The 23,714-nt window shown below is 43.6% G+C and carries 15 protein-coding genes; 6 read left to right on the top strand and 9 right to left on the bottom strand.

The features are described 5' to 3' along the window. Positions 1-137: 137 nt before the first annotated feature. From ACVC7S_RS04625 to ACVC7S_RS04590, 8 genes are all read right to left on the bottom strand, one after another. Positions 138-1,622 (bottom strand): ABC transporter substrate-binding protein, encoded by a 1,485-nt coding sequence (locus ACVC7S_RS04625; protein ID WP_000800426.1) that lies wholly within the window; start codon positions 1,620-1,622, stop codon positions 138-140. A gap of 107 nt (positions 1,623-1,729) precedes the next feature. Beyond that, a complete protein-coding gene (locus ACVC7S_RS04620) occupies positions 1,730-2,650 on the bottom strand; it encodes a carbohydrate ABC transporter permease (RefSeq protein WP_000818291.1) in 921 nt (306 codons plus the stop codon). Positions 2,651-2,663: 13 nt separating this feature from the next. Beyond that, a complete protein-coding gene (locus ACVC7S_RS04615) occupies positions 2,664-3,593 on the bottom strand; it encodes an ABC transporter permease (protein WP_049538037.1) in 930 nt (309 codons plus the stop codon). A 357-nt stretch (positions 3,594-3,950) separates the two neighbouring features. Further along, positions 3,951-5,831 (bottom strand): beta-N-acetylhexosaminidase, encoded by a 1,881-nt coding sequence (locus ACVC7S_RS04610; RefSeq protein WP_447266364.1) that lies wholly within the window; start codon positions 5,829-5,831, stop codon positions 3,951-3,953. Beyond that, positions 5,825-6,694 (bottom strand): ROK family protein, encoded by an 870-nt coding sequence (locus tag ACVC7S_RS04605; RefSeq protein WP_447266363.1) that lies wholly within the window; start codon positions 6,692-6,694, stop codon positions 5,825-5,827. The genes ACVC7S_RS04610 and ACVC7S_RS04605 overlap by 7 nt, the downstream gene beginning before the upstream one ends. Positions 6,695-6,790: 96 nt before the next feature. Next, positions 6,791-9,436: an alpha-mannosidase gene (locus tag ACVC7S_RS04600; protein ID WP_447266362.1), complete on the bottom strand. Its 2,646-nt coding sequence runs from the start codon at positions 9,434-9,436 to the stop codon at positions 6,791-6,793. Positions 9,437-9,731: 295 nt separating this feature from the next. Continuing rightward, positions 9,732-11,012 (bottom strand): glycoside hydrolase family 125 protein, encoded by a 1,281-nt coding sequence (locus ACVC7S_RS04595; protein ID WP_447266361.1) that lies wholly within the window; start codon positions 11,010-11,012, stop codon positions 9,732-9,734. Between the two features lie 128 nt (positions 11,013-11,140). Then, a complete protein-coding gene (locus ACVC7S_RS04590) occupies positions 11,141-12,430 on the bottom strand; it encodes a hypothetical protein (RefSeq protein ID WP_447266360.1) in 1,290 nt (429 codons plus the stop codon). A 148-nt stretch (positions 12,431-12,578) separates the two neighbouring features. Between ACVC7S_RS04590 and ACVC7S_RS04585 the strand changes: the two genes are divergently transcribed. Continuing rightward, positions 12,579-14,663, top strand: a complete 2,085-nt coding sequence (locus ACVC7S_RS04585; RefSeq protein WP_447266359.1) for a GH92 family glycosyl hydrolase — start codon at positions 12,579-12,581, stop codon at positions 14,661-14,663. 36 nt (positions 14,664-14,699) lie between these two features. Here ACVC7S_RS04585 and ACVC7S_RS04580 read toward each other — a convergent pair whose 3' ends face one another. Then, on the bottom strand, positions 14,700-16,379 hold the full coding sequence (locus tag ACVC7S_RS04580; protein ID WP_447266462.1) for an alpha-L-fucosidase: 1,680 nt from the start codon (positions 16,377-16,379) through the stop codon (positions 14,700-14,702). A gap of 752 nt (positions 16,380-17,131) precedes the next feature. Between ACVC7S_RS04580 and arcA the strand changes: the two genes are divergently transcribed. The 5 genes from arcA to ACVC7S_RS04555 all read left to right on the top strand — a co-directional run bounded on the left by arcA (position 17,132) and on the right by ACVC7S_RS04555 (position 23,663). Further along, positions 17,132-18,358: an arginine deiminase gene (gene arcA, locus ACVC7S_RS04575; RefSeq protein ID WP_000094628.1), complete on the top strand. Its 1,227-nt coding sequence runs from the start codon at positions 17,132-17,134 to the stop codon at positions 18,356-18,358. A 77-nt stretch (positions 18,359-18,435) separates the two neighbouring features. After that, on the top strand, positions 18,436-19,452 hold the full coding sequence (gene argF, locus ACVC7S_RS04570; RefSeq protein ID WP_447266358.1) for an ornithine carbamoyltransferase: 1,017 nt from the start codon (positions 18,436-18,438) through the stop codon (positions 19,450-19,452). A gap of 312 nt (positions 19,453-19,764) precedes the next feature. Next, entirely contained in the window at positions 19,765-20,712 is a 948-nt protein-coding gene (gene arcC / locus ACVC7S_RS04565) for a carbamate kinase (RefSeq protein WP_096408642.1), read from the top strand. Positions 20,713-20,802: 90 nt separating this feature from the next. Continuing rightward, positions 20,803-22,314 carry a YfcC family protein gene (locus ACVC7S_RS04560; protein ID WP_447266357.1) on the top strand — a complete coding sequence of 504 codons (1,512 nt, stop codon included), beginning with the start codon at positions 20,803-20,805 and terminating at the stop codon, positions 22,312-22,314. A gap of 20 nt (positions 22,315-22,334) precedes the next feature. Beyond that, entirely contained in the window at positions 22,335-23,663 is a 1,329-nt protein-coding gene (locus ACVC7S_RS04555; RefSeq protein WP_447266356.1) for a dipeptidase, read from the top strand. Positions 23,664-23,714: the final 51 nt, after the last annotated feature.

Below are 23,714 nucleotides of genomic sequence, written 5' to 3'. Positions count from 1 at the left end.
ACTGGTATTTCACAAAGTTTTTAACAAGATTTTTTTACTTTTAGCTACTCTAATAAAAAAACCACTACCTCCCCCGGGAGTCCCAGAGGAGGTAGTGATAACATTTTTTAGGAATGAATACACGAAATCAGTTTGTCTTATGATTTTTTGCTTTTCAAAAATTCGTCGTATTGTTTTTGCATTTCATCCAATACTTTTTGGTATGCACCTTCAGATTTCAATTTTTCCATCAATTCTGGAATAGCTTTATCAGGGTCTACAGTACCAGTGTTGATAGCTGTATCGAATTGTTGCATTGTGTTAGTGATTGCAGAGATTTCAGATTTTACGCTATCAGTGTTAAAGATGAATCCAAGCGCTGGAGATTCTTTAGCTTCTGCCAATTGTTTCTTAGAATCTTCGATTTGTTGGTCTGTAACGTTTTCGTTGATGTAAAGGATCCAGTTGTTACCAGTGTTCCATCCACCCATGTGAGTGTTTCCTTTGTATCCTTCAAGGACACGAACACGGTTTTCTTTACCTGGAATTTTCTCCCAGTTCTTGCCTTCTGGACCGTAAACAAGTCCATTCAAGAGTTCAGGGTTCGTGTTCAAGAGGTTCAACACTTCCATTGATTTTTCTTTGTTCTTAGAGTTGTTTGAGATAACAAAGTTAGCAACTTGAGTTGTTTGGTTTTTCTTGATGAAGTTAGTGAATGGTTTGATTTGGATGTCTTTGTTAGCAACACGTGAGAGCAAGCTGTTACCGTAGTCAGCTGGTCCTACTGTTTCTTCACGAACGAACCAAGTGTCTTGTTGAAGGTCAAATGAAGTGTCGCTTGTTGCTACGTCTTTTGGAATGTATCCTGCTTCGTAGAATTTGTGAAGAGTCTTCAAGTGTTCTTTGAAACGAGGAACGTCGTAACGGTTTACGATCTTAGTAGTATCCCCTTCAAGGTCGATAACGAATGGAAGTCCGTTTGCTACTGGGTAGTCAAAGTTTTCAGAAGGGATGAAGTTCTTAGTAACTGCAAATGGTACTACATCTGGAGCTTTTTCTTTGATTTGTTTCAAGACTGGTTCAAGTGTTTCGTATGAGTTTACACCTGAAATGTCGATACCGTATTTAGCAAGAAGAGTTCCGTTGAAGGCAAAGTTTTGTGAAGATGCAACGTTAGCCGCAACTGGAACAGCGTAGATCTTACCGTTTACAGTGTTTCCTTTGATGTAAGCTGGGTCAAGTGCTTTATAAAGCTCTGCTCCTTCTTTCTTGTACAATTCTGTCAAGTCAGCATAAGCACCTTTTTGCGCGTTTACGATGTAGTTATCTGCAAAAGCGATATCGTAGTTTTCACCTGATGATGTGATAACTGACATTTTCTTACCATAGTCACCCCATCCAAGGTATTGGATATCCAATTTAGCACCAACTTTTTCTTCGATGATTTTGTTTGCATTTTCTAGCAATTCATCCAAGTTGTCTGGTTTGTCACCGATTTGGTACATTTTAATAACAGGTTTTTCTCCTGATCCTGAGTCAGCAGCTTTTTTGTTGTTACCTGAAAGGTTTCCACAAGCAGCAAGACTTGCAGCCAAAGCTACTACGCTAGCAGATGCAAAAGCATATTTTTTCCAGTTTTTCATGATAAAAACTCCTTTTTTTATTTTTAAACTTATAAACGATTTAATGATTTTAACTTCAGCCACTAAGATGAAGTTGGGAAGGGAGAAACGGTGTTTCTCAGTAAGTCCTATTCTTTCACACCACCGATTGTCAAACCTTTAACAAAGTAGCGTTGGAAGAATGGATACAGAATCGCGATTGGAAGGGTTGCAACAACAACCATGGCCATACGACCTGTTTCTTTCGGTAGAGCGACTCCCAGTTGACCAGATAGGCCGACTGCTTTTGCGATGTAGTCCATATTTTGTTGGATTTGCATGAGCAAATATTGCAATGGATACAAGTTATCACTCTTGATGTAAAGAAGGGCGTTGAACCAGTCGTTCCAGAAACCAAGAGCTGTCAAAAGCGTGATGGTTGCGATACCCGGTAATGACAATGGTAAACAGATTTGGAAGAAGATCCGGGCTTCACTAGCACCATCGATACGAGCGGACTCCAGAATGGCTTCTGGAATGGTCTTCTTGAAGAAGGAACGCATCAAGATGATGTTAAATGGTGAGAGAAGCATTGGAACAATCAAGGCCCAAACTGTATCACCTAGTTGAAGCAAACGAGTTACCACGATATAGCCTGGAACCAAACCGGCGTTGAACAACATACTAAGTAGGACGAAAACTGTAAAGAATCTGCGGTACTTAAAGGTTGTCCGTGAAATGGCGTAGGCATAAGTAGTTGTGATAAAGACGTTTGTCAAGGTTCCGACTACTGTTACAAACACTGAGATAAAGAGCGCTTGTAATATCTTATCTTTAAACTGAGCCAAAAACTCGAAGCCATCTAATCCAAACTGTGATGGGAAAAAGCTATATCCATGTTGAAGGATGCTCTTTTCATCTGTGATGGAAATCATGATGACAAAGATAAAGGGCAAGATACAAGAGAGAGCAATCAATCCAGAAATAATACTGAAGAAGATATCTGCCTTCTTACTAAAGGAGTGAATGCCGACATTATCAATTTTTGCTTTTTTAATTTTTTCTGCCATGCTTTCCTCCTTTCTAGAATAGTGCTGAATTTGGATCGACTCGTCTTGCGAGTATATTTGATAAGATAACGAGAATTAAACCGACAACTGACTGATAAAGACCAGCTGCTGATGCCATACCAATATCCGCTGTCTGAGTCAAACCATTATAGACATAGACGTCTAGTACGTTGGTTACATTATAGAGCTGACCAGCATTGTGTGGGATTTGGTAGAAAAGACCGAAGTCTGCACGGAAGATGTTTCCGACTGCAAGGATGGTCAAAACAGTTATCAGCGGTGTCAACTGTGGAATCGTTACATTGCGAATCCGTTGCCACTTGCTAGCCCCGTCCACTGTTGCTGCTTCGTAGTAGGTAGGGTCAATTCCCATGATAGTCGCATAGTACATGACACTGCTATATCCGAATCCTTTCCAGATACCTAGGAAAAGGAGAAGATATGGCCAAATACCTAAGTCAGCGTAGAAGTTAATTTCCTTCAATCCGATGGAAGAAAGGAAGTGGTTGATCACACCCTTGTCAATGTTGAGGAATGCATCTGTAAAGAAACTGATGATAACCCATGACAAGAAGTACGGGAACAACATAGACGTTTGGAAAATTTTAACCATTCTCTTAGAACGAAGCTCACTGAGGATGATAGCAATTCCAACCGACACAATCAAACCAATAAAGATGAATCCAAGGTTGTAAAGGACGGTATTTCGAGTAATGATAAAGGCATCTTTAGAACTAAACAAGAACTTAAAGTTATCGAGGCCGACCCACTTACTATTCATAATACTGTGGATAAATCCTTCACCACTCATATGGTAATCTTTAAAGGCGACCACATTTCCAAATACTGGGATATAGAAGAATAGAATCAACCAAAGTGCCCCTGGTAAAACCATCAAGAGAAAAATCCAGTTATCTCTCAAGGTCTTTGAAAACTTTTTCATAATTTCCTCCCATTTTATTCCTAAAAACTGATTTCATCGAATTTTTAGGTTTGATAACGATTACATAATTAGTATACTCTTATTTTAAGAATAGTTTAAACTACTAATTATAGAAAAAACTCCACAAATTATTTTATGTGGAGAAGTTTTTTATAAGAAATAGGTTTCACGAGAAACACTCTGAACAGGGGACACTATTCTTGTTTTTATACTCAATGAAAATCAAAGAGCAAACTAGGAAGCTAGCCGCAAGCTGCTCAAAGCACTGCTTTGAGGTTGCAGATAAAACTGACGAAGTCAGTAACATCTATACGGCAAGGCGAAGCTGACGTGGTTTGAAGAGATTTTCGAAGAGTATTAAGTCGTATAAATCGTCGATGCGGTCGCAATGGTGTGCCACTGGTTGGCTGTTGTGGCTGCAAAGTCCTTGTCTCCATAAAAATCATTAAATGGAAGGATTTCAACTTCTAATTCTTCGATACGGTCAATCTGACCTGCCAGATAAGCCTCGATGCGACTCTCTGCTCGCTTGATTCTTTGTAAGAGTCCGCCCATACGGATATCAACCGTATCCAAACCAAAGACCTTGTTTTCTTTCAGCCATTGTTGACTAAAGAGTTTGTGGAAGGTTTCAATCTCACTTCTGAGTTTTGGTAATTCTTCTCTGGCGATTTGCTGCAAGCTGACTTTGTCACCGACTTTATAAGTTTCACGAATGCGTCGTCCTACATCAACCTTGCTACTTAAAATAGCATTCAACTGAGCCTGAGTTTCAAAGAGATAGGCGTAGATGCCTGCTTTGTCTTTGATAGCATCAAGGGTCTCAGCGGCCTGAGCGAAGTGCGGTTTGTCCTGTTCAGGTGTCGTGTGTCGATCAAGAATCGGACAGAGAACATCCTGATAAAGGACATAGCGGTTAGGATTGATACCACTGAGATTGCCTGGTAGATCTGGCAAGAGGTTGGCTAGGTCAATCTGCATGAAATCCTCAACTGATAGACCCGTATTGGTCTTGAAGTGTGCAGACAAACGGTCTAGGTCATTGCGGTAGCTGAGTTCTGCCCAGATTTGCAAGCTTGGGAGAATAGAAAACTGGGCTGTTTCCCCACCATTGTCCCCCCAACCTGTCACGATAACTTCTTTGATCTGATTAGCACGACAGGCTTTATTGGCCTCGATAGCCACTAGACGGCTGAAATGGTTGTGTGGGGTAAAACCAATCCACTTCCAAGCACCACCTGCAAAGGCGATATCTTGGCTAATCTTGTGGTGATTGCGGAAATTACGATTGTACTTTTCTTCGCTGTCCTGGTAATAATCCCAATAAACCAAGGTTACACGATCTTTGAGACGGTCTAGGTAGACACGAGTTTCCTCAGGAATTTCCACATCGCGGTCATACTGGCCATCTGCTGACATGAGTTTGAAGAACATGTCACTCCACATCTGGCAGTGGAAACCATATTTGTCAGCAATATCCAGCACGCGCTCCAAGTGTTGACACATGAGGAGACTACGGTCCACAACACCGTTCAAAATGAGGTAGCGTCCCAAACCAACCAAGTGAGCTTCGTCCATCCCGATATTGACCTTGCGTGTCTGCAGTTTAGACAGAGTGGCAAACATCCCGTCAATCAAATCATAAACCTTTTCTTCACCGATAAGGAGAATGTCCTCTACATCACGGAGTTCTTGCACTTCTTTGACACCCCATTTAACGAAGGCCGACAAATGAGCCAAGGTCTGGATGCAAGGCACAAAGGTCATATCAAACTGCTGGGCATGGGCTTCGATTTCCTGCAACTCCTCTGTTGAATAGGCTCCACGGAAGTAACCAAAGTATGGTTGCCCCTCAATCTGGTAGGTGTCTTCCATGTAAAGCTCAAAGGTTGAGTAGCCCATGAGAGCCAAAACCTCAATCATCTGCTTAGCTGAAGCTACATTTAGCACTGCATTTCGGGAACAGTCTGCCATGTAAGCCAAATCTTCGTAAGCAGCTTGTTCTTCAATCTCTACCTTATCACCTTCCACTAGAGCTGTTGCCAATAAGGACAAGGCGCGGTAAAGTTGGTGAGGTTTGCGATAAGTCAGTTGATAGTGGCCATCCTCACCCTTGATAGAGATAGAGGCTTGGTCAGACTGAGCGACTGCTACCTCTACATCTGCTAGCGAAATATGCTTTTTAAGCAACTCTAATGCTTGCTCTTGTTTGGGACTAAGTCCTGTAAAAATTACCATTGGTTTTCCTCCTGCAACCAGTTGACAAGGGCACCATAGAGATTGGCATCTGCATGATAGGTGCAAGCTTGGATAACTGGTGCGACTGTGTATTCTTCGTAGGTTTCGACAAATGCATCGACAGCTTTTTTGACACCTTGGATAAAATCTGGATTTTGACTGATAGAGCCTCCCAGACTAATGACATCTGGATCGATCAGATACTGGATATTGAGCAAGCCTTGAGCCAGATTACGGTTCATGCGCTCAATGGCTTCTTGACAAAGGGCATTGCCTGCTGCAGCTTCTTGGTAAATCTTGCGACCGTCCCAGTCAGTCTGACCTGACTTTTCAATTACGTAGCGGACCATGTTTCCTGTAGATGCTAGTTGCGACCAGTTGTTGAGCTTTTCTGCTGGTGCAATGATTGTCATATAGCCAAACTCACCACCTAAGCCGTGGCGACCTCGGTGAAGTTTGCCATTGATAATCATAGCTCCGCCGATTCCTGTCCCAATCACGACACAGGCTGCATTTTCAATCTCTGGATGAGCTAGCAGTTCACTAAGTCCAACACAGTTGGCATCATTTTCTAGATGGACAGGGAGTTGATGATGAGCAAGGGCCTCATACCAAGAAAAACCGTGAATATAAGGTACGGCACTGATTCCCTCAATTACACCTGTTTCTTGATTGACCGCGCCTGGAACGCTCATGGCAATGCCCTTATAATCTTTCTCTGCCAAGCATTTGTCTAGCCATGCCAGTAAATCTTCTAGGGTTTCTGGTGTCGGTGTACTTGTCTTATCTAGTATTTTTCCATCAGGAGTCAGACTGGCAAACTTAATCCCAGTCCCTCCGATATCAATGGTTGCAATGGTCATATTTTCACCAAAAAAGGGACGAATCAGTAGTTAATCCTTACTCTTTCGCCCCTCCTTTCTATCTCATAGTATTCGTTATCAAACACTTTAAAACTGTTAAATGTCTTCTTTTTTAATCAATTCTGTACGAATTTCTTGTGGAGCCAATAGTCCTGAATGAACTGGATATGGTCGTTCAAGTAAGTCCAGAATGGTTTGTTGGTGTTCAGATATGCGCACATTTTCTTGGCTCATATTGTAGTAACGGAGGACATATCCTTCTTCATTTTCCGCCACTTTAAAGGCTGTTGGGCAAACTTGTGGTAAGCTGAGTGCCGCATGACTCAAGAGGCTACCAGTCGCAGCAACACTTCCTTCTTGTTTAGCAACCTGAAGGCTAGTGAATGGTGTTTGGAAGGCTTTGGCACGACGGAAAGCTGAGAAGCGTTCTTGCGCTTGGTGGCATTCAAGAGCAAACTCGACTTCAAACTCACGCAAGCACTGAGCCTCTGGCGTTGGGAAGTAACCCCAGTCACCTAGCTCGCCTGAAGCACGAAGGATGGTCACTGCAATGGTATCGTCTCCAAGGATTTCATACTCGTGCAATCCTTTATTGGCCACCGTCACTCCGTTTTCATCATCATAAAGGCTGACAAAGGCTTGTTGGTGTTGTGGATTTTCAGGATTTTCCCAAGAAGCAGCTGGTTTATTTGGTCGTGTCACCACCTCATAGATGCTTTCAGAGTCATTGCTTGGACGTGTGTTATGAGTCTTGACCAAGAGACGGATACGGTGGTCCTTGGCTGTGTTAGTAAAGCGAGTCTTGAAGCGTATTTGTGGATTATCAACAAAGACGGTCATCTCTGTTTCAAGAAGAATGCTTGCCAATTCTTCTGAGCGCCCAGCTTCACGCGTCATAAACTCGATGATGCCTCTTTGTTCTGCATCTAATTTTTCGTCTGCACTTACTGGAATTGTCAATTCATGCTTGAGCAAGACCTTAGCAAAACGAGCTGTATTTTCCAAGACTTCATAGCCTTTGAGTTCTGCGTAGATAGGCTCTGTTCCTTTTGGTTGGAAATAGATGTACTCATTTCCAATGTCACCACGGTCTTCAAAGCGAATAACATCTTCATAAGCTTCATGAGTTGTCTTGTCGTAGACCGTGATGTTTTCATCCACACTTACCGTTACAAATGGCGTATCAATCACTCCATTTTGGTAAATACCGTCACGGCCTTCTTGTTCTCCTTCAAGCAATTGGAAGGTTGTCCAAGAGAGAGGTGCTAGATGAACAGGGACTGTCACGCGCACTTGTCGAGCGATACGAGCCTGACGGAACTTGTCTTTTGGCAAATCATACTCAAAATTAGCTCCCAGATCTTCGATTTTCGCTTCTACAGCATGGCCTTCCAAGTCTTCGACACGGTAGTTTGGCAAGGTCAAGGCTGCCATTTTCTTGTAGCCTTCTGTTGGGTGCAATTCCTTGAAATCACAAACCGCCACATCAATCACTGTGCTGACAGTGTCAACCTTGTCATGCAAGCCTGTATTGATGACCGTAAAGAGATGGTCGCTTTGAGCTTCGTGGGTTGCAATTTTACCCTTCCACTCGTTGAGAAGATTGGTCTTAACGAAGTTTCCGACTTGGTTGACCTTGGCAAAACGTGTTTCCATCTCACGGTGAACTTCGTCAATACTACAGCCACAGATACTGTCATGGGGCGCATTTTGTAGAAGGACTTTCCAAGCATAGGTCAACTGGTCCTTGTGGTTATGTCCGCCAGTGATGACCGTCAATGGTTCCACTACTTGTTCTAGCAAGTTGCTATTTTCTTGGAAAGCTTGTTTGAGGTAAATACGGGATGAAGAAGTGTTGGCAAGTGTGTACCAACCGTCTGTTTCCTGGCTCGTCAACTCACCTGTAACCGTAGATAGTTGCTCCGGCAGAGCACTTTCTACTGCGTGGATGTAGTCATCAAAGGAACTATGCACAAAGGTCACATCTGGAAAGAGTTCATTGGCCACACGAATGGCCTCACTCAGATTTCGCTGTACAGGCTGGTGGTCACATCCATTCATCATCAACCATTGGTTGGTCGAAGCGTAGTCACGCACGTCTGCCAATTTTTGTTTCCAGAAGATCAAGGCCTCGTCTTTATCAACTGGAATTTCATTTCCATTACTGTACCAGTTGGCAAAGAGGATACCGAGGACACGACTTCCGTCTGCACCCTGCCAGTACATTTCTGAAAACTGGGAAGTAAACTGCTCATCTTCGAGGACTTGGTTGTCAAATCCAATCGGCTTGACACCACGGCCAAAGGCTGCCACGTGAATGCCTGATTTTTGAAGAATTTGAGGAGCTTGCCCCATATTTCCAAAGGTATCTGGGAAGTAACCAATCTGGGTTGATTTGCCCCATTTTGCACATTCTGCTTGACCAATCAAGGTATTGCGAACATTGGCTTCGCTAGAAATCAAGTAGTCATCCTGCAAGATATAGAAAGGTCCAATCTTGAGCTTGCCTTGGTCAATGTAACCTTGGACTTTGTCGCGATTTTCAGGGCGAATTTCCAAGTAGTCATCGAGGACGATGGTTTGTCCATCCAGGTGGAAACTTTTGAATTCAGGGTCATTTTCAAAGAGATCAAACAGATTGTCAAAAAGTTCCACCAACTGCATACGGTGACTTTCAAAAGGCAAGTACCACTCACGATCCCAGTGACTATGTGAGATAATATGTACAACAACATTTTCCATGAAGTAAAACCTCATTCTAACTTAAATTTTTATTTTTAACGTTTTAAATGTGAATTTGTGATTCTTTCCTAGAATCAATTGAGCAAAAGCCTGCTCCTTATACTCAATGAAAATCAAAGAGCAAACTAGGAAGCTAGCCGCAGGCTGCTCAAAGCACTGCTTTGAGGTTGTAGATAGAACTGACGAAGTCAGCTCAAAACACTGTTTTGAGGTTGTGGATAGAACTTGACGAAGCCAGTAACCATACCCACGGCAAGGCGAAGCTGACGTGGTTTGAAGAGATTTTCGAAGATTATTAACGGATATCCAAGTAATCCAAGACCAACTCACAGAACATCATGTTGGCCCATGAGAACCATTCGCGAGAGTAGAGCGTTGGATCATCTACGTGGAAGCTTTCGTGCATGACACCTGTGCCACCATCGCAGGCAACGAGCTGATCGAGCAAGAATTTCTTCTCCGCCTTATCTCTTGTTGTCAAGCCTTGGATAGAAAGGGCGATTGGCCAGATATAGCGGTAGAAGGTATGAGAACTTCCGAGACCGCTAGCGTATTCTCCTTGGTAGAAGTATGGATTTTCAGGGCTCAGAATGGTACGACGAGTTGCTTGATACACTTCATCTTCAATGTCGCAATAGCCCAGATAAGGAGCAGCCAACAAACTTGGAACATTTGGATCATCCATGATGCTAGCATTTCCTAGACCATCCACTTCAAAGGCGTAAATCTTTTCACCCTTGCTATTGGTGGTGTAGGCATAGTTTTCGATCCCTTTTTGGATCTCTGCTTGCAGGCGTTTAGCGTCTGCGATGACACTCTCGCTATCAGCTAGATTCAATTCTGCAAAGATTTCTTGGACATAACCCAAGACAACGACCGCAAACATATTGGACGGAATCAAGTAGCTATACTGACAACAATCATCACTTGGACGAAAAGCTGACCAGGTCATACCTGTCAGGGCAAAGTCAGGTCCAAAGCCATCATTTACCAGAGTATCTTCCTTGCGGTCTGTATCGCGGACAAAACGATATGGAGAGTTGTTGTGGTCCTGCTCTACTGTCCAGAGATGAAGAATTTCCTTGGTCGCAGCGACAAAAGTTTCATCAAACTGGCTGGTTTCACCTGTTTCTTTCCAAAGGAGATAAGCCAGCTGCAAAGGATAGCAAAGCGAGTCCACCTCATACTTGCGTTCCCAGATCCAGCCGTTAAGATCTGTGTAGTCAGTCTCGTGGTGGCCCTTCCAGTTCTCCTCAATGTTAAAGGAATTGGCATAAGGATCCTTGAGTACCAAGGTCATCTGACGCTTGACCAAACCTGCAATGGTCTGACGCAAGAGAGGATCTCTTTTAGCCACATGAAGATAGGGTCTGAGTTGGGCAGTCGAATCCCGAAGCCACATGGCAGGAATATCTCCTGTCAATACAAAGGTTGAACCATCTTCTAGAATCTCAACCGTATTGTCCAAGGTGTCGGTATAGCAACGCTCAAAGACATCCACCCACTCGGGATGATCCTTAGCCCGCTCCGCTACTTCATCTAGCCACTCTCTGACGATTTCTTTAGAATAAACCATTTTAAATTTTACCTCTTTCAAACAAGTTTCATGTTCAGTATAAAAAAAATCACCCCTAAAAGATATACACAAACTAAAGTCGTTTTGAAACAAACTTATGAAAAAAAGTTGGGGCTCTGCCCAACTTTTTATTCACTTTTCTTTTCTTCGAAAACCTTATAACCCTCGGTAGCCAGTTCTGCTTTTAGACCCTCTAAATCTTTTGATCCCCAGCTTGATACCTTAGAAGCAGCATCAAGATCTAGATTGCCATCTTTCAAAAGGTAAGCTTGATAACCATAGTATTTGTAACGAACTTCTTTTGAGTTGCCACTTGACCAAGTTACTTTATAGACTGTAATCAACGAAACTTTTCCATTTGATTTTTTGTTCTCTTCTGGGATAACTTTCAAATAGCTGCCTTGCGACTCTAAAGTGTAGATGCTAAAGGAGCTATTTTGATGTTCAGACTTGCTATAATCATCATTCTTTTTCAGAAGATCCGCAAAATTCTTCACATCTTTTAGGTCCTTCAAACCTTCAACCGTCACCTCGACCTTGTTGTTGTCAACAACTTTTCCTTTTGATTTCAACTCATTGATATAGGTCACACTAACAGTAAGAGTAACTGTATCTCCGTTCTTCAAGTTAGTCGGACGTTTGTTATCTTCAAAGTTGAAATAGCCATCTTTATTAGGTTTTTCTGTAATGGACGCTATGCCATACCCATTAAATCCAGTAAATGTCACAGGAGTTTCTTTGAGCAAATCCGCTGTTGATACTTTCTCATACTCTTTCAAGTCAGCAACCTTAAAGGTTTTCTTTTCTGCTTTGACTGCCGCACTTTGAGAATTCGTAGCGATCGTAAAGGTAACCTCATCACCATTTTTAAGTTCACTAGTCCGATCGAAATTAAATTGGACGCTCGTAATCATCGCTTCAGCTTTTTGTAACATGGCTGCTAGTTTCGGATTTCTACTCACTTCCGAATAAGCCACAGGATCTTTTTGAGCCAAAGCTTTCGCTTGATTATTGTTAAATCCAGCCTTTCGATAAGACAATTCTTCGATTTTAGATGCGATTTCTTCGCTGTTATAAGTTAACTTCCCAGTTTCTTCATATCCTGAAAATTGAACCTTTACTTCATCTATAATACTCTTTGGTTGTGAGTCATAAATATTGTAGCCAACGAAAGCGACAATCGCAAGCACAACAATAGCAAGCACTGCAATGATTTCCTTGCGCTTTGTTTGCAATAAGGTTTGAAGGCTGATTCCTTCTTGCTTCGGTTCTACCACTTGATCACTTTTCGACTCTTCCTCAATGTTAGGCTGATCTTCTTTGTGACCTTGCTCAATTGTTTCTGTCAGCTCGGGAGTCTGCTCCGTCACCTTTTCTACCAATTCATCATTGGCAGGATTCTTTTCAAATTCACTCATGATAATCTCCTTTCTTGGCCTCATTCTAACAGAAAAGAGTATATTTGTAAATCTTATTTAGATATTTATGCACTTATTTTAACTTTTAGCTATCTTCCTTTATTTTTGTGTTATACTGTATACAAAAATGTTTACAGAAAGTTAGTTTATGAAACCACTACTTGAAACCATCGATACCCGCTTTGGTACTGCTAGCAAGCATGCCTTCTCTCGGGGAAATACCCTACCATACACAGGCGTGCCTTTTGGGATGAATTATTTTGTGCCCCAGACCAGTGATCAGGAGGGAGCTTGGTTCTTCGATCCGCATCTGCCTATCTTTCAGGGGATTCGCTTAACCCACCAGCCTAGCCCTTGGATTGGGGACTACTCATGGCTCCTTCTGACATCTGTCACAGGTCAGCTTGGGGGAGACAGTCTCTTTCACCGCCAGTCTTCTTATGATATAGATAAAGCTTGCTTCCAGCCTCACTATTTGAAACTCTTTTCTCTGCGCTATCAGATTGAAACCCAGCTCACACCGACTTGCTATGGCGCTTCTATTCGTTTGGAGCAAAAGCAAGGCAAAGCCCTCGCCCTCTATCTTCACGCAGAAGATGAACTGACAGTGGAGCAGGTAGATAAGCGGACTCTGGCCCTCAGACAAGAAGGCAAAACAGAGACCAATAAAAATCCACTGATACTCTTCACCGCCCTAAAAATAAATACGGAGATTCTTGCTGTCAGCCAAGAAAGCAGAGACTGGCGAATTGACCTCGCAGATAGCCATGCTGAAATCCAACTAGCGACTTCCTTTATTTCTCCTTCTCAAGCGCTGCTTAATCTACCTCAAACGGACTTTGATAGCTGTAAAGCAAGTGCGAAAGCGAACTGGGAAAATCTCCTCCACCGTTTTGATATCGTGGAGACAGGTGAAGCCGACCGGACCTTCTTTAACCACTGCCTCTACAGACTTTTCCTCTTCCCACAGACATTTTATGAGGTGAACGAGTCAGGGCAGGCCATCCACATGGATTTGTCTACTGGTACTGTCAAGCCTGGTGTCCTCTTTAGCAACAATGGTTTCTGGGATACCTTCCGCACCACCTTCCCTCTCTTTGCCCTTATTATACCAGAACACTATCACCGCTTTCTAGAAGGTTTCCTCAATAGCTACCGTGATACTGGATTCCTGCCTAAATGGCTAGCTCCAGATGAACGTGGTATGATGCCAGGGACTCTATTGGACGGCATTATCGCAGATAGCGCCTGTAAGGATATGGCTCCCGAATTGGAAGAAGAACTCCTCCAAGCCATGCTGGAGACAGCCACCAAGTCTGACCCTCTTGGCATCAACGGTCGCCACGGTTTAGCTCAATACCAAGAATTAGGTTATCTCTCTACTGACCACCACGAAAGCGTCAGCCACACCCTAGACTACGCCTATAGTGATTTTTGCATCGCCAGCTGTGCCGAAAAACAAGGTCAGAATGACATCGCCCAGACTTATAAGGTCGCGTCGCAGAATTACCGTCATCTCTTTGACTCTGAGAAAGGCTATATGCGTGCGCGAGATCGTCAAGGCAACTTCCGACCTGACTTCTCTCCTTACAGTTGGGGACGAGACTACGCCGAATGTTCAGCCATTCAAGCTACTTTAGGCGTCCTCCACGACATCCCCGGCTTAATCCAACTGATGGGTGGAAAAGAAGCCTTTAGCCACTACCTTTTGAAAGCCTGTCAGGATGCTCCTCTCTTTGAAACGACCGGCTATGGTTACGAGATTCACGAGATGAGCGAGATGGCTACTGCTCCCTTTGGACAAATCGCCATTTCCAACCAGCCTAGCTTCCACATCCCTTATCTCTTCCGCTACAGTGACTACCCTGACTACACTGCTCTACTCATCAAGACCTTGCGTCAAAAAGCTTTTCACCCAAGCTGGCAAGCCTATCCTGGCGATGAGGATAATGGCAGTCTCTCTGCTTGGTACATCTGGTCGGCTCTCGGTTTTTATCCGACCTGTCCGGGCAAGACCAGCTATGATCTCGGAATCCCCCTCTTTGATCATCTCCGTGTCTACCTGGCTAAAGAAAATAAATGGTTGGATATCTATGCTGAACAAAACTACAGCCATTTTAACTTTGTCAAAGAGTGTCGATTGGACAAGACCTCTGTATCTAGCATCCAACACCAAGAACTCTTGAAAGCTGAGCAACTGAACTTCACCCTCAGCTGGTTACCAAATCACTAATAACCAAAAGAACCTTTGCGCGGTGCAAAGGTTTTTTTATGAAACTTGGACTTGAAGTTGATCTACAAGCTGACCACCCACCGTTAGATTCAGATAGAAATCCAAGGTCTTATCAGCAGCAAAATACAGGGTTGGTATGGTCAAATCTTTTTTGCTTTCCCCATCTTGAAACGCAAGGACTTGAATCTCGTCCTGATAGGCGACACCATGCACACCAGTCCCCGGTTGAATCGAAATCTTAGCCTCTAAAGAACCACTACATTCTCTGCGCTTAACTGTAAAATAGGCATTTTCTCCCTTGGTCACAGCGAGACTGTTTTCTGAAAACTCCAGTTGCTGAACAGCTTCTTTTTTTGACAAGCTAGGTGTTTTATAAAGTGAAATCTTAGTTAATACTGGCAAATCCTGTGCCTCTGTGATGATTACACGTACCTTCTGAGCCTCTACCATGGATCCGCGTAAAAGGCGTTTATAGCCTACTGTAAATCCTGATCCAAACTCCTGCCAGACACCATCCAACTCTACCTGAACATGGAAAGCAGCGATTCGTTGCCCTAGCTTCAAATCTTCTCTTAACTCAATTACATCAAAAGTTTTAGGTGACTCTAAATCGAGCTCTAACTGAATTGGCAGTTCTGCATCACTTGCCCAAGAACTAGTCTCCAGTCCATCTGTCAGATGGTGACAGGCAAAGTCTGCGGAGAGAGTAGGACCAGATACCGCAGCTCCCAGAGCCAAATCTTCTTTATAGAGCTCATTGCGATAAGCCGCAAATTCATAAAGGCGTTCAATATCCTTTGCATCAAATAGCCCATCTTGATTCGGCGGAATATTGAGCAAGAGTGGAGTTCCCCGGCCCACCGAGTGAAAGTAGATTTCGACCAACTCCTCAAGAGACTTAGGATCCTGGTCCTCATGGTAAAACCAACCTGGACGGATGGAAACATCTGCCTCTCCGATTGAAAAAATCGTGCCTGAGGAATCTCCGTGCTGAAGATAGTCCAGCTCTGCTTCTGTTCCTAGTTTGTCAGGATTCACCTTTTGCCACAGTGGATCCCCTGCATAGCCCCGTTCATTGCCAATCCAGCGAATACTAGTTCCCTCAGTTGAGAAAATCAAACAATCGCCCTGCAAGTCACGAATGGTTTCAAACCAAGTCTCAAACTCATAGTTGACCTGCTGGGCCCCTTCCCCTCGAGCACCATCCATCCAAACCTCAGCGAACTTACCAGCATTCCCATAGTCAGGATTTGATAAGATTTCCTTCAACTGAGCCAGATAATAGGCATTGTAGTCTGCTTCTCGGTCCACATGATAGAGGGGACTATGGGCATCCCAAGGAGATAAATACACTCCCATGTCCATGTCAAACTCAGTTGCAGCTTGGGAAACTTCAAGGAGCAAATCCCCCTTTCCATCCCTCCAAGGGCTAGCCTTAACCGAATAATCGGTATGAGCAGTTGGGTAGAGGACAAAACCATCATGGTGCTTGACCACCAAAATCAGCTTTTTAAAACCTGTTTCTTTGAGCACCCGAACCCACTCACGCGCATCCAACTTGGTCGGGTTAAAGCGTTCAGGCTCCTCCTGACCTGTTCCCCATTCCTGGTCATAAAAGGTATTTGGACCAAAATGGATGAAGGCTGCTAGCTCATCTCCCAGATAAGCTAGCTGGGCCTGACTTGGTAATGGTCCATGCGGTTTTATTTTTGTCATCATCTCATATCTCTTTCTCTGATTATTTCTCTTGTTCCCAAAGTTATCCACAGGTTGTGGATAAGAAAACCTGCCTAAAAATTAGCTTTCCCAAACTCCAGCTCTTAGACTTTGAAACTGTCACCCTCAGGCTGCCTGCTCAAATCCCCACTGCGATACGATTTCTACCAGAAAACTAGCTCGTTACTAGTTGCCGATACTATTCTCAAGATAGCTCTAGTTTACTAACTGAATGTCCTGCTCTCCCCAGACTTATCCACAACTTGTGAATAAACCATTCTTCCTAGTTGTTACCTCGTTGACTATAACAAAAAATCTAGGTAGCGTCAATAAGACAAGGCTGTCTTCCTAAATACTCAGAAAAGATTCTATAATTTGTACAATATACATTTTACACTTTCCGTAAGAAAGGCTTTTCAGATAGATTTCATATAATTTACCATCATTCTTTCAATTACAACCTCAGCCGAATCCCTTATTAATTCTATGTATGAAAGTAATTTTTTCATCTCAAATCATAAAATTTAATATAAAATTTTAAAAATTTTTCTATTCGTTTTATTGTATGTATATCCATTTTATCTTTGTTTTCTATCCCCTACTGCATATTAACATAAAACACTATAAAAACCATATTTTGTCGAAATTTTCTCTATATTTTCGTCCTTGACAAGCATTATTGTTTGTGTTATAACGAACATGTAAGCGGTATCAAAAAGGTATCAAAGCAAAATTTTAAAGGAGGAAACCACATGTCTTCACATCCAATTCAGGTATTCTCAGAAATTGGGAAACTGAAAAAAGTTATGTTGCATCGTCCGGGCAAAGAGTTGGAAAACTTAATGCCGGACCACCTCGAGAGGCTACTCTTTGATGACATCCCATTTTTAGCGGACGCCCAGAGTGAGCACGACGCTTTTGCTCAGGCACTTCGTGACGAAGGAGTCGAAGTCCTTTACCTAGAGCAACTGGCTGCTGAATCATTGACTACTCCAGAAATCCGAAATCAATTCATCGAGGAATATTTAGACGAAGCCAACATCCGTGGCCGTCAAACTAAGATTGCAATTCGCAAGCTCCTCCAAGACATAGAAGACAATCTCGAATTAATCGAAAAAACCATGGCTGGGGTTCAAAAAACAGAACTCCCTGAAATCCCTGAATCAGCAAAAGGATTAACCGACTTAGTTGAGTCAGATTATCCATTTGCTATCGATCCTATGCCCAACCTCTACTTCACTCGCGATCCGTTTGCCACAATTGGGCATGCTGTATCGCTCAACCATATGTATGCCGACACCCGTAACCGCGAGACCCTCTACGGTAAATACATTTTTAAATACCACCCCGTTTACGGTGGCCTTGATTTGATTTACAATCGTGAAGAAACGACACGCATCGAAGGAGGCGATGAACTTGTTCTCTCTAAAGATGTTCTAGCTGTAGGTATTTCTCAACGGACGGATGCGGCATCTATAGAAAAACTACTTGTCAACATCTTCAAAAAAAATGTTGGCTTCAAAAAAGTATTGGCCTTTGAATTCTCAAACAGCCGTAAGTTCATGCACTTGGATACTGTCTTTACTATGGTGGACTACGATAAATTTACTATCCACCCAGAAATCCAAGGCAACCTCCGAGTCTTCTCTGTGACCTATGAAAATGAAGAATTGCAAATCGTCGAAGAAAAAGGCGATCTAGCAGAACTCCTTGCCCAAAACCTCGGTGTTGAGAAGGTAACCCTCATCCCATGTGGGGACGGAAACATCGTTGCTGCTGCTCGTGAACAATGGAATGACGGTTCTAACACCCTTGCAATCGCACCAGGTGTGGTAGTTGTTTATGAACGCAATACCGTTACCAATAAGAAACTGGAAGAATACGGTCTTCGCCTCATTAAGATTCGCGGAAGGGAATTGGTACGTGGCCGTGGTGGACCTCGTTGCATGTCTATGCCGTTTGAACGCGAAGAAATTTGACTTCCTCACCCTTCTGATAGATAGACAGATTATACTTGGCCAAGTCCCTTAGGACGAAGTATTAGAAAGAGGTTATCATGACACATTCCCTATTTCAAGGACGTAGTTTTCTAGCAGAAAAAGATTTTAGCCGAGCAGAGCTCGAATACCTTATCGGTCTTTCAGCTCACTTGAAAGACCTCAAAAAACGTAATATCGAACACCGCTATCTAGCAGGCAAAAACATTGCTCTCTTGTTTGAAAAGACTTCTACTAGAACCCGGGCTGCTTTTACAACAGCAGCCATTGACCTAGGTGCACATCCTGAATACCTAGGTGCCAACGATATCCAACTTGGCAAGAAAGAATCAACTGAAGATACCGCTAAAGTTCTCGGCAGCATGTTCGACGGAATTGAATTTCGTGGTTTTAGCCAGGATATGGTAGAAGAATTGGCTCAGTATTCTGGCGTTCCTGTTTGGAACGGCTTGACTGACAAATGGCACCCAACTCAAATGTTGGCCGACTACCTCACAGTACAAGAAAACTTTGGTCATCTAGAAGGATTGACCTTGGTCTACTGTGGAGATGGTCGTAACAACGTTGCCAATAGTCTCCTTGTGACGGGAGCGATTCTCGGAGTCAACGTACATGTCTTCTCTCCAAAAGAACTCTTCCCTGACCAATCTGTCGTAGAATTGGCAAAAGGATATGCAAAAGAAAGCGGCGCCCACATCCTGATTACAGAAGATGCTGATGAGGCTGTCAAAGGAGCTGACGTCCTCTACACTGACGTTTGGGTATCTATGGGTGAAGAAGACAAATTTGCTGAGCGGGTTGCCCTACTCAAACCTTACCAAGTCAACATGGAGTTGGTGAAGAAAGCTGGAAACGACAAGTTGATTTTCCTTCACTGCTTGCCAGCCTTCCACGACACCAATACCATTTACGGTAAACAAGTAGCTGAAAAATTTGGCGTAGAAGAAATGGAAGTAACGGACGAAGTCTTCCGCAGTCAATACGCACGACACTTTGATCAAGCAGAAAATCGGATGCATACCATCAAAGCTGTCATGGCAGCGACTCTTGGAAATCTCTATATTCCCAAAGTCTAACATTTAGTAACCAAGCACCTTAGGGACTCCGGCTAGTAAGCATTACAATCCATATTTCTAGAAATAAGAAGTTCGTTTAATCAATTGCCACCTCTAAACAAACCTTCCTATCATCCTTTTATCACTAGTCTAGTCCCTTTGGTGGTTTAACCCACTCTTATCCATTTTTGAACTCCCTTCGTCCAGATTACCTCAATGCATCTACCTCTCACCTCATCAGAATAGTGCTTGCTCCAAGCATCCAACCTTGGTCTTGCTTTCAATCTTTTCTTTGAGGTCTGATAGGTTTGTATCTTAGTGAAAGGAGAGATCATGTCTCATCGGAAAATCGTCGTCGCCTTAGGCGGAAATGCCATCCTCTCCACAGATCCCTCTGCCCAGGCTCAGGAAGCTGCTCTGGTAGAAACAGCTCGTTATCTGGTCAAACTGATTCAAAACGGGGATGAACTCATCATCACCCATGGCAACGGCCCTCAGGTTGGAAATCTCCTGCTCCAACACTTGAAGGCTAATTCTGAAAAAAATCCTGCCTTTCCACTGGATTCTCTAGTCGCTATGACCGAGGGCAGTATCGGTTTTTGGCTCCAAAACGCCTTGGAAAATGCCCTAGTAGACGCTAACATCGAAAAGAACGTCGCCTCTGTAGTCACTCAAGTCATCGTCGACAAGGACGACCCAGCATTCGCTGATCCAAGCAAACCAATCGGTCCTTTCTATAGCGAAGAAGAAGCAAAAGCAGAAAGTGAAAAGACAGGTGCTACCTTTAAGGAAGATGCTGGTCGGGGATGGCGTAAGGTAGTCGCTTCACCTAAACCAATTGGCATCAAAGAAATCAATAGCATCCGTACTTTACTCAATGACGGACAAATCGTCATCGCTGCTGGCGGTGGAGGCATTCCTGTCATTGAAAATGAAAACGGTTACTTGGACGGTGTTGAAGCCGTTATAGACAAAGACTTTGCTTCTCAACTGCTGGCAGAATTGGTTGAGGCAGATGTTTTTATCGTGCTCACTGGCGTAGACTACGTCTACATCAACTACAATAAACCAAATCAAGAAAGGCTGGAACGCGTTACCGTTAGTCAACTTCAAGAATACATCAAACAAGGACAATTTGCTCCAGGTAGCATGCTACCCAAGGTCGAAGCTGCCATTGACTTTGTCACCCACCACCCTGCTGGTAAGGCTGTTATCACCTCACTCAGCAATCTCGGTGCCCTGATTGAATCCGAAAGTGGAACAATTATTGTGAAAGACTAGTCGATTTTTAAACAAGCTTGATTAGGAGTACACAGGCAGACCAACATCATTCGTTTTATACTTTGTGACATAGTTTAGGAGGAAAAACAAATGAGTGAAAATACAAAAAAAAGGTTCCAAATGCCGTCATCTTACACTGTTTTGATCATTATCATTGCTGTTATGGCAATCTTGACTTGGATCATCCCGGCAGGTAAGTATGATACAGACGAAGCAGGTAACCTCATTGCAGGTACCTATCAAACCGTTACCTCTAATCCCCAAGGGATTTACGATGTTTTAATGGCTCCGATTCGGGCTATGCTCGGTCACGAACCTACAAAAGCCGCTATTGACGTTGCCTTCTTTATCCTCATGGTTGGGGGATTCCTTGGCGTTGTCAATGCAACTGGCACACTAGATGTTGGTATTGCCTCTATTGTTAAGAAATACAAGGGACGCGAAAAAATGCTGATCCTCATCCTCATGCCCCTCTTTGCACTAGGAGGAACAACTTATGGTATGGGTGAAGAAACCATGGCATTTTACCCACTCCTCGTCCCTGTGATGATGGCTGTTGGTTTCGATAGCATTACTGCTGTTGCCATTATCCTACTCGGTTCTCAAGTTGGCTGTCTCGCCTCTACACTCAATCCATTCGCAACTGTTATCGCTTCTGATACGGCAGGCGTATCTTCTATGGACGGTGTCATTCTCCGGATTATTTTCTGGATTGTGATGACGGGTATGAGTACCTACTTCGTTTACCGCTATGCAGAAAAAATTCAAAAAGATCCTACAAAATCACTCGTTTATTCTCAAAGAGAAGAAGACCTCAAACATTTCAAAGTCACTGACAATGATGATGCTCCATCTGTCTTGAGCAAGAAACAAAAACATGTACTTGCCTTGTTCATCTTGACCTTTATCATCATGATCGCCAGCTTTATCCCTTGGGTAGACTTGCATATCACCTTGTTTGAAGATATGAAGAACTGGTTGATCGGTCTTCCTGTTGTCGGTGGAGTGATCGGCTCATCTGCTCAACCTTTTGGTAGTTGGTACTTCCCTGAAGGGGCTATGCTCTTTGCCGTCATGGGGATCCTCATCGGTATCGTATACGGCCTCAAGGAAAGTAAAATCATCTCTACCTTTATGAATGGTGCAGCAGATCTTCTCACAGTAGCCTTGATTTGTGCGGTAGCCCGTGGTATCCAAGTTATCATGAATGACGGTATGATCACTGCGACAATCCTTCACTGGGGCGAAGTCGGCCTTCAAGGTCTCTCACCTCAAGTCTTTATCGTCTTGACCTACCTCTTCTACCTCCCTATGTCCTTCCTTATCCCATCTTCATCAGGTTTAGCTAGTGCTACAATGGGTATCATGGCACCACTCGGTGAGTTTGTCAATGTCAAGGCAAGCCTCATCATCACTGCCTACCAATCTGCATCTGGTGTACTTAACCTCATCACTCCTACTTCTGGTATTGTGATGGGAGCTCTCGCACTCGGTCGTATCAGCTTAGGAACTTGGTGGAAATTTGTTGCGAAACTCATTATCACTATCGTGATTGTGAGCATGCTTCTGCTTATCCTAGGCACCTTCCTGCCATTCCTATAAAATAGTGCGAGGTAAAACGAATGACCGTCTACATCACTGATTCTATTAAACAAAGCTTTGTAAAGAGCCTACAAATCTTGATTTCTTATCCATCTGTTCTTCACGAAGGGGAGCAGGGGACACCTTTTGGACAAGCTATTCAAGACGTCCTAGAAAAGACGCTGGAAATCTGCCATGAACTTGGCTTTCGAACCTATATTGATCCCAAGGGCTATTATGGCTATGCCGAGGTTGGCGAGGGAGAGCTCCTTGCCATCCTCTGTCACTTGGATGTTGTACCTGCAGGAGATCTATCAGATTGGCAGACGCCACCATTTGAAGCAAGCATTAAAGAAGGAATCCTCTACGGAAGAGGGGCACAGGACGATAAAGGTCCTTCACTGGCAGCTCTCTACGCAGTGAAAAGCTTGCTTGACCAAGGCATCCAATTTAAGAAGCGCGTGCGTTTTATCTTTGGTACGGATGAAGAAACCCTTTGGAGATGTATGGCACGCTACAATGCCCTCGAAGAAACAGCCAGTATGGGATTCGCCCCTGATTCGTCATTTCCTTTGACATACGCTGAAAAGGGGCTCCTTCAAGTCAAGCTTCATGGCCCCGGCTCTGATCAACTCAAGCTCGATATCGGAGGTGCCTTTAATGTCGTACCAGACAAGGCAAGTTACCAAGGTCCTCTTTATGAAGCGGTTTGTAGAGGTTTAACAGAAGCTGGTTATGATTACCAAACTGCAGACCAAACAGTGACTGTTATCGGTTTGCCCAAACATGCCAAAGACGCTAGTCAGGGTATAAATGCCGTCATTCGACTAGCCAGTGTACTCGCAAACCTTCACTCACATCCTACTCTCCATTTTCTAAGCGACAAAGCCGGGCAGGACGGCAAAGGGCTGAAAATATTTGGGGAGGTCGCTGATGAACCGTCCGGTTCCCTTTCCTTTAATGTTGCGGGCTTGACTATCAATCCCGATAGCTCCGAGATTCGGATCGATATACGCATACCTGTGCTAGCAGATAAGGAGAAACTGGTGGCACAGCTCACTCAGTGCGCCAAAGACTACCAACTTGACTACCAAGAATTTGACTATCTAGCACCCCTCTATGTCGCAAGAGATAGCCAACTTGTTACTACCCTTATGCAAGTCTACCTAGAAAAAACCGGAGATAAAACTCCTCCTCTCTCATCAGGTGGTGCTACCTTTGCCCGCACCATGCCAAACTGTGTAGCCTTTGGCGCTCTTTTTCCAGGAGCACAACAAACTGAACATCAGGCAAATGAAGCAGCTGTCCTAGACGATCTTTATCGCGCTATGGACATCTACGCAGAGGCGGTTTACCGTCTCGCAACCTAACCAGATAAAGTTTCTACCAAAAAATCCCGCAGATTTGCGGGATTTTTTCTT

Source organism: Streptococcus sp. Z556 (assembly GCF_053010225.1).
This window is presented reverse-complemented; position numbering and strand designations above follow the sequence as displayed.

Excerpts from the sequence above, each read along its gene's own strand:
- ACVC7S_RS04610 (WP_447266364.1), bottom strand. The coding sequence starts at position 5,831 with ATGGTAATTTTTACAGGACTTAGTCCCAAACAAGAGCAAGCATTAGAG.
- ACVC7S_RS04620 (WP_000818291.1), bottom strand. The coding sequence starts at position 2,650 with ATGGCAGAAAAAATTAAAAAAGCAAAAATTGATAATGTCGGCATTCAC.
- argF (WP_447266358.1), top strand. The coding sequence starts at position 18,436 with ATGACACATTCCCTATTTCAAGGACGTAGTTTTCTAGCAGAAAAAGAT.
- ACVC7S_RS04555 (WP_447266356.1), top strand. The coding sequence starts at position 22,335 with ATGACCGTCTACATCACTGATTCTATTAAACAAAGCTTTGTAAAGAGC.
- ACVC7S_RS04625 (WP_000800426.1), bottom strand. The coding sequence starts at position 1,622 with ATGAAAAACTGGAAAAAATATGCTTTTGCATCTGCTAGCGTAGTAGCT.
- arcC (WP_096408642.1), top strand. The coding sequence starts at position 19,765 with ATGTCTCATCGGAAAATCGTCGTCGCCTTAGGCGGAAATGCCATCCTC.
- ACVC7S_RS04595 (WP_447266361.1), bottom strand. The coding sequence starts at position 11,012 with ATGGTTTATTCTAAAGAAATCGTCAGAGAGTGGCTAGATGAAGTAGCG.
- ACVC7S_RS04590 (WP_447266360.1), bottom strand. The coding sequence starts at position 12,430 with ATGAGTGAATTTGAAAAGAATCCTGCCAATGATGAATTGGTAGAAAAG.
- ACVC7S_RS04560 (WP_447266357.1), top strand. The coding sequence starts at position 20,803 with ATGAGTGAAAATACAAAAAAAAGGTTCCAAATGCCGTCATCTTACACT.
- ACVC7S_RS04585 (WP_447266359.1), top strand. The coding sequence starts at position 12,579 with ATGAAACCACTACTTGAAACCATCGATACCCGCTTTGGTACTGCTAGC.
- ACVC7S_RS04580 (WP_447266462.1), bottom strand. The coding sequence starts at position 16,379 with ATGACAAAAATAAAACCGCATGGACCATTACCAAGTCAGGCCCAGCTA.
- ACVC7S_RS04615 (WP_049538037.1), bottom strand. The coding sequence starts at position 3,593 with ATGAAAAAGTTTTCAAAGACCTTGAGAGATAACTGGATTTTTCTCTTG.
- ACVC7S_RS04605 (WP_447266363.1), bottom strand. The coding sequence starts at position 6,694 with ATGACCATTGCAACCATTGATATCGGAGGGACTGGGATTAAGTTTGCC.
- arcA (WP_000094628.1), top strand. The coding sequence starts at position 17,132 with ATGTCTTCACATCCAATTCAGGTATTCTCAGAAATTGGGAAACTGAAA.
- ACVC7S_RS04600 (WP_447266362.1), bottom strand. The coding sequence starts at position 9,436 with ATGGAAAATGTTGTTGTACATATTATCTCACATAGTCACTGGGATCGT.